Here is a 13,994-nt window from a genome sequence, read left to right on the forward strand (position 1 = left end):
CCGGATTATGCCGCGTGGCGTCCGCTAGAGATTGGCACATCTAGCATCTGCCGCGCGGCAATTCGGCATAATCAGAGCCTTTCCAGGAACGCGAGAAGCTGATCATCGGGCCGGAAGCGGCTCAATGGAGTGGCAGGGGCGGCCACGAGGGCGAGCGCTTTCTCCTTCAACCTCATGTCGGCATGGATGTAGACCTGCGTAGTCTCGACGTTCTCGTGACCGAGCCAGAGTGCGATTACCGCTTGGTCGACGCCGTGGTGGAGCAGATCCATAGCCGTGCTGTGGCGCAATGTATGGGGTGTGACCCGCTTGGAGCCTATACTCGGACATACGCGCGATGCCTTGAGGCAGTGCTTGCGGACCAGATGTTCGAGCGCGTCGCGGCTCAGCCGCTCGCCCCGGATCGACGGGAACAGCGGCCTGCTCTCACTTTTATCATCGCCGATCCACGCCGCCAGCACCTTGGCCGTCTCGCGGCGAATCGGAGTAGAGCGCTCCTTGCGACCTTTGCCCATACAGCGGATGTGCGCACAGCTCCCGAGTACCAAATCGCCGTGTGTGAGACCGACCAGTTCGGATGCCCTAAGGCCAGTCTGAACCGCGAGCAGAAGCAGTGCATGGTCGCGCCGCCCCGGCCATGTCCGGCGATCAGGAGCTGCCAACAGCGCGGTGATCTCGTCGGCGTCAAGGAACGTCACCGCGCGCTTCACATAGCGTTTGTTCGGCATCGCGAGGATGCGCTGACAGTGCAGAAGCCAGGTTGGATCGCTCATCGCGACGTAGCGGTAGAACGATCGGATCGCGGCGAGCCGGGTGTTGCGGCTGCGAGCGCTATTGCCCCGCGCCGTCTCAGTATGGACGAGGAAGTCGGCGACCAGATCGGCGTCAATATCCTCTACCGTGAGTTTGACCGGTGGCTTTCTGTGGTGGGCGCTCGCGTATCGGAGCAGCAGGCGGAACGTGTCGCGGTAGCCCGCAACCGTATGTGGGCTCGCCTCCATCTGGATGCACAGCCGGTCGGTGAAGAAGCGCTGGATCAGCGCGGGCAAGGCAACAGCGCTCATCGGACTGCCTCCCTGCCATTATCGCTCGCTCGCGTCATCGCCAGATCAAGCAGCTCGGGGACCGCTTCCAGATACCAGTACGTATTGGAAGGATTGCTGTGGCCCAGATATGTGGTCAGCCGGATCATCTCACGCGCCGGGTCTTTGCCAGTGCGGTACCAGCCGATCAGCGTCTTAACCGCGAAGCTATGGCGAAGATCGTGGATGCGCGGTCCCCGGCCATGCTTGCAATATGGCTGATGGTTTCGGAGCCCGATCTGCTGGCAAGCCCGCGCAAAGTTGTAACGGGCCGAGCAGTCGGAGAGCCTCGTTGCCTTGTCGGTGGCGAACAGAGGCTTGACCGGATGCCCAATCAACCTATCACGTTCGGCAAGGTAGTCGATCAGCTTCGTGATGACGCTGGGATCGAGTGGCAGCAACCGCTCTTTGCCGAGCTTACCCTGACGGACACGCAATATGCCATGATCGCAGTCGAGGTCGTCACGATCTAGCGCCAGCGCCTCGTTTATCCTCAAGCCGGTTACCGCGATCAGCCCGAACAACGTCGAGCAGGTCAATCCGCGCAGGCCATAGATCGATGGCAGCGCCGTGGCCGCTGCGATAATAGATCCGATCTCGGCGTCAGTGTAGATATGTGGGCGCGACCGGTTGAAGCTACCCTGCACCAGACCGCGCGGTGGAGCTTGATGCTCCGGATCGAAGCTGCTCAGCCACTGCGCGAACAGACGCACGGCACCGAGCCTCGCCGCTCGGGTCGAGAGACCTCCTTCGGCCAGCGTGGCGTGCCAGCGTAGGAACAACGCGGCGCCGATATGAACGGCGCCCTCGCGGTCGGCGAACCGGGTGAAGCGGCGCAGGATGCGCTCGGTGGTGCCAAGATTGTAGCCAAGACTGCGGCGAACCCTGAGATAGCTGTCGAGCTGAGAGGTGAGGCTCATTGCACACCTTCCGCTGCCGGCCAAGGCTGCGCGACTGACCGCAGTCCATCGATGTCGAGTCGTGCATATATCATTGTCGATGATCGGGATCGGTGCCGCAGCACGTCGCCCACTTCGTCGAGTGACGCGCCATTGTTCACGAGCTGGGTCGCAAGGCTATGACGCAAAAGGTGCGATCCCACATAGGGTGTCGACGGCTTCTGGCCGGTGGCTTTCAGGGCATCCTTGAGGATGGCGTTGACTATCTGCCCATCCTTGAACGGACGATGCGGCGCGCGATGGGAAACGAACATCGTGCGGCACGTCGTCGGTCCTCGCTCCTCGCGAAGATAGCGGCTCAATGCGTCACCGACCTCCATGGTCACCGGCACGCGATCGTGCAGCTTGCCTTTGCCGCGCACCGTAAGCTCGCCCGAGCGCCAGTCGATATCGTCGAGTTGGATCGCAATGACCTCGGCCGCACGCAAGCCGAGCCGGGCCATTAGCAGCAGCATCGCATAGTCCCGCGCGCCATGTCTGGGATTGTCGCGCACGCAAGTCAGCACCGCCTCAACGCCATCGGGAGACAGGTGTCGTGGCAGTCGCGCGCCCCAGACGCCCTTCGCCGTCTTCGGCACACTCAGCGCTAGATTGGTCGCCGTAGCCCCGCAGCCGAATAGATATTGAAAGAAGATACGGACATGGGTGGCGACCGTCTTATCGCGACGGGCGCTGATCAGCACATGCTCTATGAAGCCGATCACGTCGGCAGGACGCAGGCTGCCAAGATCGAGGATCGTCTCGCCGAAGCGATAGTCGAGAAAGCGGCGCGCAAAGCCTATCGTGTGGGGGATGCTCCGCGGACTGAGTCCACGCTGTTTGACAAGATAGGTCTCGAAGTTCTCCAGTAATGCTGCGCGTGCGGCCTGTGCTTCGGTCAACGGTATCGGTCGAGCTACGCCGATATCGATTAGATGCTGGGCAAACCGACGGGCCAACTTATACGGCAACGCTGTACCTACACTCTTGCGCTGCACCTTACGGCCCACCTGCTCAGCCATGTCGGGGGTCAACGCCGAAGGGTTGATACCCTCAGCATCCATCTCGTGGCCCACCTTCCGAAGAATCAATCGATAGGCGTTGATCGTGGCGGGCGTGTAATTCTCCGCCGCAAAACTCTCGGCGAACGAGTCCAGATAGGGCTCGATGCAGGTCTGCAAATATTGAGGCATATTCTTCGTACTCCATGTTGCTGGAGTAAGATTCGGGCCTTACGAGCGTCATAACGGCAAGGTCATTGATCACTTCTAGGTTAAATGTGGCCAGCAAAATGCGGAACAGTTCAATATTCGTGGCTGGCCACTGATAGCCTTACCGCCAACAAGGATCCTTGCAGTTGTTGCTGTCGGTGAAGATTGAGGGCACGCGTTCGTCACCCCAGATGCGTTTACCGGCCCGTTTGGGGTTATCCAAGAAGTGCTGATTGCGGTCGGCAAAATAGCGATCAATCGCAGTGCGCGCATCCTCCACCGATAGGTAGTTGCTGTTGTGGATTACGGCTCGCGCCATGCCACTGAACACGGACTCGATAACATTAAGGAACTGGGCTCCGGATGGGAGTGGCGCTGTCTCAACGCGCGGAAGACCCAATGCGCTGGCAGTTGCGTTATGTTCATTGATCCGTTGATTAAGCTTCTTGGAGACGTGCCACGATGCCGCATCCCATGACAGATACAAGGTTCGACGGGTCGCATACCTTTCGAGAAGAACATCCATCATGCGGATTATCTCGGCTGTGTTTTTCTTGTCGCTGTAGAAGTGTGTGACCTGATTGCCGCTCAGTTCAAGGGCTGCCGTCATGATCATGCATCCCTTGGATTTCTGCCATTGTGGCACGATCCGATGGGGACCAGGCGGATCGAGCATCAACCCCGGCTTCATCTTGACGGCAAAGGGGCCGAACTCGTCGATCGAGAAGAAAGCTTCATCTGATGCCAGATTGGACAAGATCGCTTGGACCGCTGCGAGCTTTTCACGATAATCCGGGTCTTGAGATGTGAGGGCGATTCTAGCTTTTCGCCACTTCCAGCCTGCATCATGAATGATCTGGCGCAGAATCTGCAAGCAGACTGGATGCCCTTGGGATATCAATGCTGCCCGGAGATCACGCATGATCCAAGACGTCCGGTTCATTCCGTGATCTTTCGGCGGCTCATGTAAGGTACGGAAGACTGCCGTCTTCAAATCGTCATTTTCAGATTTTCGCGGCCCTCTCGTCATTGGAGCAAAAAGCCGTTCGACGCCCCCTTCTCGATATATTCGCAGATAACGGCGACAAGTATTCCGGCTTACGCCTAGGCAAGCGCTGATTTGCCTCGTGGGGAAGCCTTGTTCGTGCGCCAATGCTACGATGGCGCGATTACGCTGCCGATTTCGCGGATCGTGAATACTGCGAAGAAGCCGGTCGTTGGTGTTAGGGTTCCCACGCAAGGGCAGTTCCACGCGGTCTGCGCGCAGCCGATCAATCCAATTCTCCACTTCAGCGGCTTGCTCTGACCGGCGGTCGCGATGAAGGCGCAGCTTTATTTTGATTGATCCCTGCATCGCACTGGGATCAAGACGGTAAGTACGTGATTCTCTTTCAATACTTAAGCTATTAATCGATCCGATATCGCCCAGAGGCCGAACCACAAAATTAATCTGGTGCAGTTGCACGCTGCAACAATATCGACGGATAGAACCGTAACTGCCACCGTAGCCATGATGATCCCGGACAGAGCGGAAGATGTCGGCGACGCTTCGACGATGGCATTGTGGCCGAGCTTCGTCCTCAGCGAGCATAGCATCGATCAGACGCTCGAAGTTGCTAACCGACGTCAATCGCCTCGGGCGCAAGTATTGTGAGGGCCTGTCACTTTGCAGCATTTTTCGGACTGTTTTGCGGCTGATTTTCTCTGTTCTCGACACCCCTCTGATGGTTTCACCTTCCGCTACCCGACGCCGGATGCGCGTCCATTGGACTGGATCATTGTACATTGGTGGTCTCCTTTTTTGGCATGCCTTCCGAATAGTCACGAAGTGCGCTCAATAAGGGCCAAGATAACGTACCACGCTGTCAGAACTGGAGCGTTAGGTCCTTCGATTATGCCGAAAAAGCCGCATGGCCGATGCCGGGAAAATGAGCCTTCAGAGGACGCCATGCGGCATAATCCGGGTTACGGCATTATGACCATTATGCCGATATCGGCATAATAGTCATTGGTCAGGCGCAAAACATCGCCTTGATCGCGACCTATCAGGCCGCTTCGGTACCGACGCTTACGCGGTCGAAGAGCTCGTCGCAGAACTGTCTGCAGCATTTCTCTGCGCTGACCTCGGTGTTTCCCATGATCCTCACGAAAACACAGCCGCCTACGTTGATAATTGGCTGGCCGTCCTGAAGGCTGATAAACGCGCCATTATCACCACTGCAGCCAAAGCCCAGGCTGTTGCCGATTATCTGCACAACCTCGTCTCGGACCAAACAAAAGAGGTCGCTTAGGCGACCTCCAAGGTAATGAACGGTCGTATCATTGTCCATCCTTACCGCCCCATGCAAGCCGGACAACTTCTGGAGAATTTATTGGGTCCTGGAGCGAGCGGTATTATAAACATCGCCACGCTCACGTTTTCCAACGGCCACAACCGACACCGTCACAGTGTCGTCATTGACGGAGTAAACAAGTCGGTAGCCCAACTGGCGAAGCTTGATCTTATAATGATCGGGCATACCATGAAGTGAAGCACTCACGACGCGCGGCGTTTCCAATCGTTCGCGTAGTTTCTTCTTCAATTGCTGCTGGATCGTCGCGCCGAGTTTATTCCATTCTTTGAGAGCCGATGGCAAGAATTCAAGCTTATAAGGCATCGATATCGACCGAAATTCCTTTTTCGTCGGCTCGTTTCCGGATTATCTCAGTGAGGCGAATATCATCCAGCTGTTCGAGCATGGCTTCATAGACGCTAGCGGGAACCATATAAGCCATAATTCGATTGTGATTAAGAACGGCGACAGCCTCGCCATTAGCCTCGTCCATTACCGCTGACGGACTTTTTTTGAGGTCCGAAACACTAACTGCTATATTTGCTTCCACACGTTGCATAACAAATTCCGTATCCAATTGGGTGCGAAATTTAGTATCATATTAAGTATGGAAGTGCAACAGTGAACCCGATCCTCCCATTGAGGATTGGTTCTTATCGCGCATTTCGAGCAATTGTCGGCTATTCGCAATTGCCATTGCCAACTTCGACTATTTGATTGGATCCGTGCTTTGCGGTTTGGCATCGACCTGGCTTTGTAAGTCTGCCATTTTTTTAACCAACGAAAGCAAGTCACGCGTAGTGCTGTGCGGGAGATTTGCCACGAGTTTCGCAAGTTCGACGCGATCCTTGGCTTCCTCCTCACTTTTGCCCCACAAATGAGGTGCTGCCTCGTAAAGCATGTCGATGGGCATAACGTTCAGCACTTCGCAAATATGAACCATGCGTGTGACGTGGAGTTTTGAAAACGCCCGCTCATAACGGCCATAAACTGGCGTAGACAGTCCCATCAGTGGCGCAAAATCAGCTTGTTTCAGGCCCGCTTTTTCACGTGCGTCGCGCAGGTATTTTGCAAGTCGCTGATCTATTTCTTCAAACGTGCTTATTCCGTTAAAACCTGAACGCCTGAAGACTGGCTTATCGATCTCAGGATCATTGGTCCTTTCCAAAGAATGCTCATTTGCGAAATCCAATGACTCACTACTCACGCTGGAACCCCTTTTACCTGCCGTGCCACAACGGCGATCATTACCATATTCTTCAGAAATTGCAGCACTTCAGAGTTCGTGTTCGCCTGTTTTCAGCGCGCGTTTATATTGAAATGAAGGAGGAGGGCGCATTCGGCGCTAGCGTTTGGGATTCCAATGCCGATCGTCGTCACATCGGTTATCTGGATTTCACCGCCACAAGGCGCCAATCATTGGCCACCCCCTCGAAGACGGCTTCGATAGCTTTGGGCTCATTCAGCCAGCTTAGCGATGCAGACAATTCGCATGCAACAGTCTGCTCTTTGATTGGAATACAACGCAGGACCGACACTTTGGAAGAACGGCCGTAATCGGCGTAATTCCAGTTCGACAATCGAAATAACTCCGTCCTGGCTGTTTCGTCATCAGGCCAAATGGCCTCGTAGCTTTGCTTTGCCAGACTAGCGACCTTCCGTTCGTCGGTATGAAGATCCAGATTGGTGCGCAGCGATGGAGCGATATAGATCCCAACGGCAATTCCGACCGCAATGCCGATGAGAAAACTTCGGCCAAGCATGATCAGTATCCGTTATCTTTAAGATATCGATCAATCGCGTCGCGGAGTATGACGGTCATTTTGAGACCGTTGTCGTGTGCTGCTTTCTCAAGTCGACGCTTGGTTTCATAATCAAGCGAAACGTTGACGAAATGCTTGCTTTCACGCTCACGAGACTTGCGAAGCTCACGCAGCCGGTTACGCGAGTCTTCCCGACGGTTCGCATTTTCAACAGCACTTGCCCGGTGTTGTTCCGGTGTTGTCTCGAGAGGTTTGTGCTGCTTTTTCTGACTTGATGTCGCAGACGCCGATTCATTTCCAGCTTTTGCAGCGCCTTCTTCTTGCACGTGAGAAATAGGCGGGGCGGCAGTGTCTTTATCCAGATCAACAGAACGTTTTCGACGTTCCGCGACAGGGAAATCAGAAAGAGAGATTTTTCCCTTAGCCATTGATAGTCTCCCCGCGGTGTTCCTTTTTAAGTTGCTCCAACTCCTCGACGAATGCATTCACCTCCGCTCTGGCCTTGAGAACCGGTTCACTCGGTTCGAGCATTTGTAGTGTGCCAAGACCGCTACGGATTTCTCGATAGCAATTTCGTTCGATCAATTCCGTATCGAGAAGTCCGGAATTGTATCCGTGTTCGCTCAAATTTCGGACGAAAGGGCGAATGATCCGGTATTCTTCGAGATGCCGATTGACGATGGTGATGCGCGTTCGAAGAACTGCTTGAGGAATACTACGGTCAAGAAGGTCCGTTCGTGTCGCAATTGCCTCCGCGGCCTCACCAACTGCTTTAATCTCGTCTTGGGCGGGCTGAATGGGTGTGATGACGATATCTGAATGGTCGATTATCGTATCCATCACAACACTATCGACGCCCGGCGCGTCGATCAGTATGGCGTCATAGTTGCCCTCCTGTGACGCCATTAATTTCTCTATATTGTTCTGACGAAGTGCGGTCGCGAGCGAGATCGATGCCGGTACGTTGTCCTTTGCTTCGCACCGCTTCCACCACTCGGCTAAGTTCTGTCGTGGATCGGCATCAATGAGCAATACCCGTCGATTTTTGAGTGCGAGTTCACCTGCAGTCAAAATGACCGCGGTCGTCTTCCCGGCTCCACCTTTGCCGCTTACCGAAGATATTCGAAGTGTCACGATGGCCCTCCTGTACCTGGATATGCTGGTTTTCTTGGTGTCGATTATTGCCTGAAGCGCCGGCAATGCTGCCAACAGGGCGCGAGAATGCATGTGAAGATAAGATAGTTTCACACGATGTGACAATACGATTGGTAGCATGTGACACACCATGTGTTCACATCAAATAATCACATCACTCGATAACTGGAGTTTGGGAACATGTTTCTCCCAATGGAGTGTGAACCCCGGAGCCGCGCAAAAGCCGTTCGTGCCGCCCGCTCGTAGTCCGGCAAGGGCGAAGAGCGAAGCGTCCCTTGCTGGTGAGTACAGGGGTACACAAAGGCGAACAAAGCGTTCTGGTGGTGAACCTTGGTGAGCGTAATTTCTTTGCAGCGCCGGGGCGCAGCCTCGGCGGCAGGGCGAGCTGCGCGAGGCCAAGGTAGACGAATAATGAATGATTCCCTCTCAATTGGTTAGGCAGGATACGGAAAAATGTGCTACATTTTTGCTAAGCAATCGCGAAACACGTCCGCGATTGTCGATTGCTGCGCTGAATTGGAGCTAACAACGCCTATGAATGAAGCAATTAATGAGGGTATGGGGGGCGTAAAACCCAAGCCGCAAACCATTCATAGCCGTGTCTCGGCGGACGAATATGACGCGATCGACGATGCCGCGAAGGCGGCTGATATGACGATGAGCGCATTTTTCAAGGCCGTGTTGCTGCAAGGCGCAGGGGTAAAGCCCATCTTCAATGATGAAGACAGAGCGCTTTTGTCCCTCATGCTTGAGGATATGCGCATGATTGGCATCAATCTTAATCAGGTCGCTCGAGCGCTGAATAGCGGCAAATCGGTTTCAGATGGCGAAATCCGCATGGTGGTGGGTGACGTACAAAAGATGCAGGTTGCGGTTCTGAGCGAATTGAGGCGCGTCACCAAGCGGTCAGGATACAGACACCGCAGCAAGGAATAGCGACCATGGAATTCTTTCTCGGGGCCTTTGAGAGCGAATGGGAGCAGCGCCGTGCGGCGATGCTGCATGAGCTTTCGTTGGGTTCGGGAGTAGCAAGTAGCGCCGAAGAGGAAATGCGTCGTAGATTGCGTGAATTGCAAATCGCTGGCGGTGCTGCTGCAGCAAGTGGCGGCTTGGTGCCGAAAATGCGCGCGCGATCCTCAAAAGCATTTGCGTCCGTACAAAGTGCGGCGAACAGACCGATTGCCGCCGCAAGGCCGATGGAAGCCCGTTTGGTCGCGGTCGCAGCAGGTAGTCAACCGGCTGTGGTGAAAATGGCGTCGTATGGTGGCGGTGCGCGGTTCGGCGCGATGGTCAATTATGTATCGCGTAGCGGGGAAATACGCGTCGAAAAGGAAAACGGTGAGCGCCTTCAGGGTCGCGAGGATCTGGCCCGGTTGCATGGAGATTGGGAGCCATTGTTTCAAAATCGGGCTGAGAGCAGGGATATTGGAACTTTCCGGGTGACGATCGAAGCTGCCGGGTTCGCAACAGAAGAAGCTTTTCACCAGCACGTGCGCGATAGCCTGGCGAGCGCATTCGGTAATCGCAGCTTTGCTTATGCCGTTTCGCAACCATCACATGGCGTTTTAAAGGTTGAAGGTGTGGTGGTCTTGCGCAGCAAGGAAGGGGAGCGGTTGACCGGCGACTCGAAGGCGGCGGACATTATTCAGAGGCGTTACAACGAAAGCGCAGCGTCCGAGCTCGGGAGGGCGCGGTTCCGTTTTACCGGGTATGGAAATGGCGTTGAATATGGCGCTGCCAAGCTGAGAAGTCTGGTCGAGGATCATAAGGGTGACGTTCGTGATCATAAGGGGCGCGTTGTCTCTGATGCGCGCTCCGCAGGCAACCTGGTGCAAAAGCAGTGGCGTCGGGAGTTGCACAGCCGTAAGGGCAGGGATGTGATGCATGTCATTATGTCTGCCAAAGCTGGCACCAACGTTCAGGCTTTTGAAGGTGCTGTTCGGGATTTTCTGGCCGCGCAGTTCGAAGGACACCGCTACATATTTGCGATGCATGATCCGTTCAGCGACCCGAAAGAGATGGGGCAGGGCGGAAAGCGACCGCATATCCATGCACATGCCATTATCGCTATGCGTTCGGATGCCGGTGATCGGGTCGAGACCTCGCCACAGGTTTTTCGCCAATGGCGTGAGCTTATGGCTGAAAAGGCGCGCGAGCACGGAATCGCTATGGAAATGACGGACAGGCGCGAGTTTGCAAATGCTCCAGCCTACACGCGCAATCAGGTGCGGCCGGTTAATCGCGAGGGACGAACGGAACATGAGGGGACGAGTGCGGCAGCTCAATCGCGCTATGATGCCAAGCGATCGGGTCGGCGTAGCATGGCTCGAAGCATCCGAAGCCGTGAATATACCGTAAAGGTAACACAGGGATGGGAGAAAGTAGCAATGGCGAGCGGCGATCGTCAGATTGCGGCGTACGCCATGCAACAAAGAGATATAGTTATATCAACCAGTTCGCTTCAATCTGAAGCGAAAACTTCTAACATCCTTCATGCAGATTTCGGGTCACATTACCGCACCAATTTGGTAAAGTTGCAAAACATCATACTGGAGGGTGACAAAGTGCGCGAAATGTCGAGAAGCGATTTTGAGGATTATGAGAAAGAAGTTGAAACAGCCTTGTTCCGGCTTAGCCGCAATCTCGGACCGGAGGAGAAAGCCGATCTGGATCAGGTAGCGCAGTATACGCGCGAGCATGTCAATCTAATGCGCGAGCATATGGAATTGACGGAACAGCGTGGATTGAGCGTCGAAACCCCATCGCGTGAAAGCGAGCAGGATAGCTCGTCGATGCAGATTTCTCGCGAACCCGATTCCGAAATTGCGAAGCCAGCGCATGTTGTCGCGGAAACAGAGCAGGGTCGGCCATCGGCAGATAATGCCAACGAACCTCGTTCGAGCATGGATGACGAGGAGAAAGCGGCGGCAGCATCTTATCAGGCCGAAATGGATCGCTCATTCCCGATTGAAATCACGAGGCGATATTATATTCGTGAGGATCACGGGGGGACGCAGCGAGTCTTTGCCGATTCAAAGGGTGAGCGCGAAGTGTTCCAGGACAATGGAGAGAAGCTGCGCGCAAAATCGTTCGATGCTCAGGGCGTTCGATTGATGATCGAAACAGCAGCGCATCGAGGCTGGACGAGCATCGAGATAACGGGGAGCAAGGAGTTCCGCCGTGAAACTTGGCTGGAGGGCCAGGCGCACGGAATTTCGGTGAAGGGTTATCAGCCGACGGAACTGGATTGGCAAGATCTGGCGCGTCGCGAGCAGTCCTATTTGCGCAATGAAATTGTTCCGATCGAGGGCAGGGCGCTGGAGGCGGCTCACCGGGATCAGGAGCAATCTGCAGGTTCGGATCGGTCGATCAAGGTCGATAGAGAGCAACAGAATGCAGATAATTCCGGAGCGCCGCACTCCAAGACAATCGACTATAAGGAGGGCGTTCAGGGCATCCTCGTCGAGACAGGCGAGAAGGCCTATCAGGATGATGAGAAGAACGAGCCTTCGCCGTTCGTTGTTATTGAAACTGCCAACGGCAGTCGCACGGTCTGGGGTGTCGGATTACCAGATGCATTGCATCGCGCCGGCGCCGATATCGGCGATGAAATTCAATTGCGGTCCACTGGTACGGAACGCGTCATGAAAACCGTCATACAGGAGATCGACGGACAGAAGCATCGCGTCGAACAAATGGTCGATCGCCGGGCATGGGAAGCGAACTTGCTTGAAGAACGGGATCGGACCGACGAGAAAGTTGAAGGTTCCAAACAACTCGATAATCGGGCTAGTATGGAAACAAAGGCCGTCGTTCGGGACGGAGAGACTGCCCGTACAGATCCTCCGCAACAACAGGTTGCACGATTGCAGGAACTAGAGCAAGAGCAACAGGAAAAGAAGGACCGCGACGAACACGAGCGTTAGATGACCATGCGACCCGATTACATTTATAATTCACCCCCCGATCCGAAGGCTGACGATGCTTTTGCAAAATTCTTTGCGGTTCTGTTCTGGCTCGTTCTGGGGCTGGTAGCGATCGTGTACATAGCTACTGTCGTAAGAAGCTGGTTCAATGCAGCCATCGCGTGGATAACCGATATGATCAGTTTCCTTGGAGGATTTCTGCCGTTTTGACGGCAAAGAATATTTAATCAGACGGGTACTTTTGCTGCTCGGAATGTTTGAAGTGGGATTGAGATTTAAGCGGGTCTGGGGTCAGTTACAGGAGCAAACTACATTATGGGGCGGGAATAAACGTGCTAAGTCGAATCCGATGCCCGAGTGTAAAACTCAATGTCTTTAATATATCTAATGCATAAATGCCGACCCTATAGCCGGCCGTTGTAGGCGGTGGACTGTGGAGCTCCCCTAGCGTTCCTGACGTGGCCTCAACTCGATCGTTAAAGGGTCGATCTCTTTCATAGTCAGGAGGGCATTCACCCGCCGCGCCGCGTCGCCAGCGCGAAACCACTTGGATGCTGCGTCAATATTGAAGCGTGGGCGCCGACGGCCCTCCTGGGGCTTAGATGCTTCTGTCACAACCTTAACGATCTCATCGATCCGGTAGAGTCCGCCTGCGACAGGAAGAGGCATTTTTCGTTGCTGGAGCGCCTGCCGCTGCACTTCAAGCTTCTCAGCGACGTCAGCCAGGCTTACCAGGTCAGGTCGAACCTCGTGAAGGGTCGTGCCTTCGGGAAGCGCTTTGATCAGCGCCCGTGCTGCATTAAGAATTACGTTCTCAGCGTCATCGCCTTCCGCTTCTAACTCGACACCGAGCAAGCCGGGCGTACCAGTGCCCACCAGGGCGTCCCCGAAGCCAGCTTCGAAGATGGCGTCGGACAACACAAATGGATCGTGTTCCCCGTCAGGGAGCGCGAAAACTAATTCGAATTCGAATTCCTCAGCCATCGACATTTCCTTCGTCATTTTTCTTTAGTTGCACGCAAGCAAGGGCTTTCTGGCGGAGCTTCTTAGCATGTTGCTGAGGGTTTTTGGGTGTCGACCAGACCGACATCTGGCAAAACTCGCCACAGCGACAATCCTGATCATTGGCAGGGCAACGCAGGATACCCCAACAATGCCCTTTTCCCTCGATCAGCTTCCACCCGAGCTTTTCGAGCTCCTGGAGGACGCCTTCTATTTCCTTCGACGTGTGCCTCTTTCTAGGCAAAATATATACTCCGCCATATTAAATTGTCAATTGACAAGTTAGAACGCCGCATAGTTTTACCCATAAGAATGAGTATGATGCCATGTCATCCTTCCTCGCGTGTGACTTGGTAAGTTATAGTGGTACACAATTACAAGCGAGAAGTTCAAAGGTCAGATCGCTGTCGCATATCGACGTAGGCTCTAGACGGTCACGGAAAACGCATGGACCGGCCAAAGTCGAGCGACATTCTCTAATTCTGCAATTTCACCACGTTTAGAATGAGTGCTTTCGACCCTCTAGAGGTCGTTTCGAAGGGCTCCGTTCCCACCCGCAACCTGCCGTTCATTCTGGATGAGAT

14 protein-coding genes and 1 pseudogene are annotated in these 13,994 nt (G+C 54.6%); 4 read left to right on the top strand and 11 right to left on the bottom strand.

The window, feature by feature from the left end; genetic code table 11:
• Positions 1 to 71: 71 nt before the first annotated feature.
• The 4 genes from C9380_RS25480 to C9380_RS28100 form a co-directional block, all read right to left on the bottom strand.
• Entirely contained in the window at positions 72 to 1,064 is a 993-nt protein-coding gene (locus tag C9380_RS25480) for a tyrosine-type recombinase/integrase (RefSeq protein WP_128095068.1), read from the bottom strand.
• Entirely contained in the window at positions 1,061 to 2,002 is a 942-nt protein-coding gene (locus C9380_RS25485) for a tyrosine-type recombinase/integrase (protein ID WP_024899186.1), read from the bottom strand. The genes C9380_RS25480 and C9380_RS25485 overlap by 4 nt, the downstream gene beginning before the upstream one ends.
• Positions 1,999 to 3,213, bottom strand: a complete 1,215-nt coding sequence (locus C9380_RS25490; protein ID WP_128095069.1) for a tyrosine-type recombinase/integrase — start codon at positions 3,211 to 3,213, stop codon at positions 1,999 to 2,001. Before C9380_RS25490 ends, C9380_RS25485 begins: the two co-directional genes overlap by 4 nt.
• 139 nt (positions 3,214 to 3,352) lie before the next feature.
• A complete protein-coding gene (locus C9380_RS28100) occupies positions 3,353 to 5,017 on the bottom strand; it encodes an IS630 family transposase (protein ID WP_247877669.1) in 1,665 nt (554 codons plus the stop codon).
• Between the two features lie 217 nt (positions 5,018 to 5,234).
• On the opposite strand from C9380_RS28100, the pseudogene C9380_RS25500 reads away from it, so the two are divergent.
• Positions 5,235 to 5,522 (top strand): annotated as a pseudogene (locus tag C9380_RS25500) (zincin-like metallopeptidase domain-containing protein); the annotation flags it as partial.
• Between the two features lie 78 nt (positions 5,523 to 5,600).
• Here the strand turns inward: C9380_RS25500 and C9380_RS25505 are convergent.
• The 6 genes from C9380_RS25505 to C9380_RS25530 form a co-directional block, all read right to left on the bottom strand.
• Entirely contained in the window at positions 5,601 to 5,888 is a 288-nt protein-coding gene (locus C9380_RS25505) for a type II toxin-antitoxin system mRNA interferase toxin, RelE/StbE family (RefSeq protein WP_164844752.1), read from the bottom strand.
• On the bottom strand, positions 5,878 to 6,123 hold the full coding sequence (locus tag C9380_RS25510; protein WP_128095071.1) for a type II toxin-antitoxin system Phd/YefM family antitoxin: 246 nt from the start codon (positions 6,121 to 6,123) through the stop codon (positions 5,878 to 5,880). Before C9380_RS25510 ends, C9380_RS25505 begins: the two co-directional genes overlap by 11 nt.
• A 150-nt stretch (positions 6,124 to 6,273) precedes the next feature.
• Complete coding sequence (locus tag C9380_RS25515) at positions 6,274 to 6,771, bottom strand: helix-turn-helix domain-containing protein (RefSeq protein WP_128095072.1); 498 nt, start codon at positions 6,769 to 6,771, stop codon at positions 6,274 to 6,276.
• A gap of 178 nt (positions 6,772 to 6,949) precedes the next feature.
• On the bottom strand, positions 6,950 to 7,327 hold the full coding sequence (locus C9380_RS25520) for a hypothetical protein (RefSeq protein WP_128095073.1): 378 nt from the start codon (positions 7,325 to 7,327) through the stop codon (positions 6,950 to 6,952).
• A gap of 2 nt (positions 7,328 to 7,329) precedes the next feature.
• Entirely contained in the window at positions 7,330 to 7,755 is a 426-nt protein-coding gene (locus C9380_RS28105) for a hypothetical protein (RefSeq protein ID WP_247877668.1), read from the bottom strand.
• Positions 7,748 to 8,461, bottom strand: coding sequence for a ParA family protein (locus C9380_RS25530; RefSeq protein WP_024899911.1), 714 nt, complete (start codon positions 8,459 to 8,461; stop codon positions 7,748 to 7,750). Before C9380_RS25530 ends, C9380_RS28105 begins: the two co-directional genes overlap by 8 nt.
• A gap of 555 nt (positions 8,462 to 9,016) precedes the next feature.
• Between C9380_RS25530 and C9380_RS25535 the strand changes: the two genes are divergently transcribed.
• From C9380_RS25535 to C9380_RS25545, 3 genes are read left to right on the top strand one after another with little or no spacing between them, the layout of a single operon-like run.
• Positions 9,017 to 9,418: a plasmid mobilization protein gene (locus C9380_RS25535; RefSeq protein ID WP_024899910.1), complete on the top strand. Its 402-nt coding sequence runs from the start codon at positions 9,017 to 9,019 to the stop codon at positions 9,416 to 9,418.
• 5 nt (positions 9,419 to 9,423) lie between these two features.
• Positions 9,424 to 12,408, top strand: coding sequence for an LPD7 domain-containing protein (locus C9380_RS25540; protein WP_128095074.1), 2,985 nt, complete (start codon positions 9,424 to 9,426; stop codon positions 12,406 to 12,408).
• Entirely contained in the window at positions 12,409 to 12,618 is a 210-nt protein-coding gene (locus C9380_RS25545) for a hypothetical protein (RefSeq protein WP_128095075.1), read from the top strand.
• A 234-nt stretch (positions 12,619 to 12,852) separates the two neighbouring features.
• Here the strand turns inward: C9380_RS25545 and C9380_RS25550 are convergent, their stop codons facing one another.
• Positions 12,853 to 13,392 carry a hypothetical protein gene (locus C9380_RS25550; RefSeq protein ID WP_024899907.1) on the bottom strand — a complete coding sequence of 180 codons (540 nt, stop codon included), beginning with the start codon at positions 13,390 to 13,392 and terminating at the stop codon, positions 12,853 to 12,855.
• Positions 13,393 to 13,994 lie beyond the last annotated feature (602 nt).

Origin of the sequence: Brucella pituitosa (assembly GCF_003049685.1) — a bacterium.
Taxonomy (GTDB): Bacteria; Pseudomonadota; Alphaproteobacteria; order Rhizobiales; family Rhizobiaceae; genus Brucella; species Brucella pituitosa.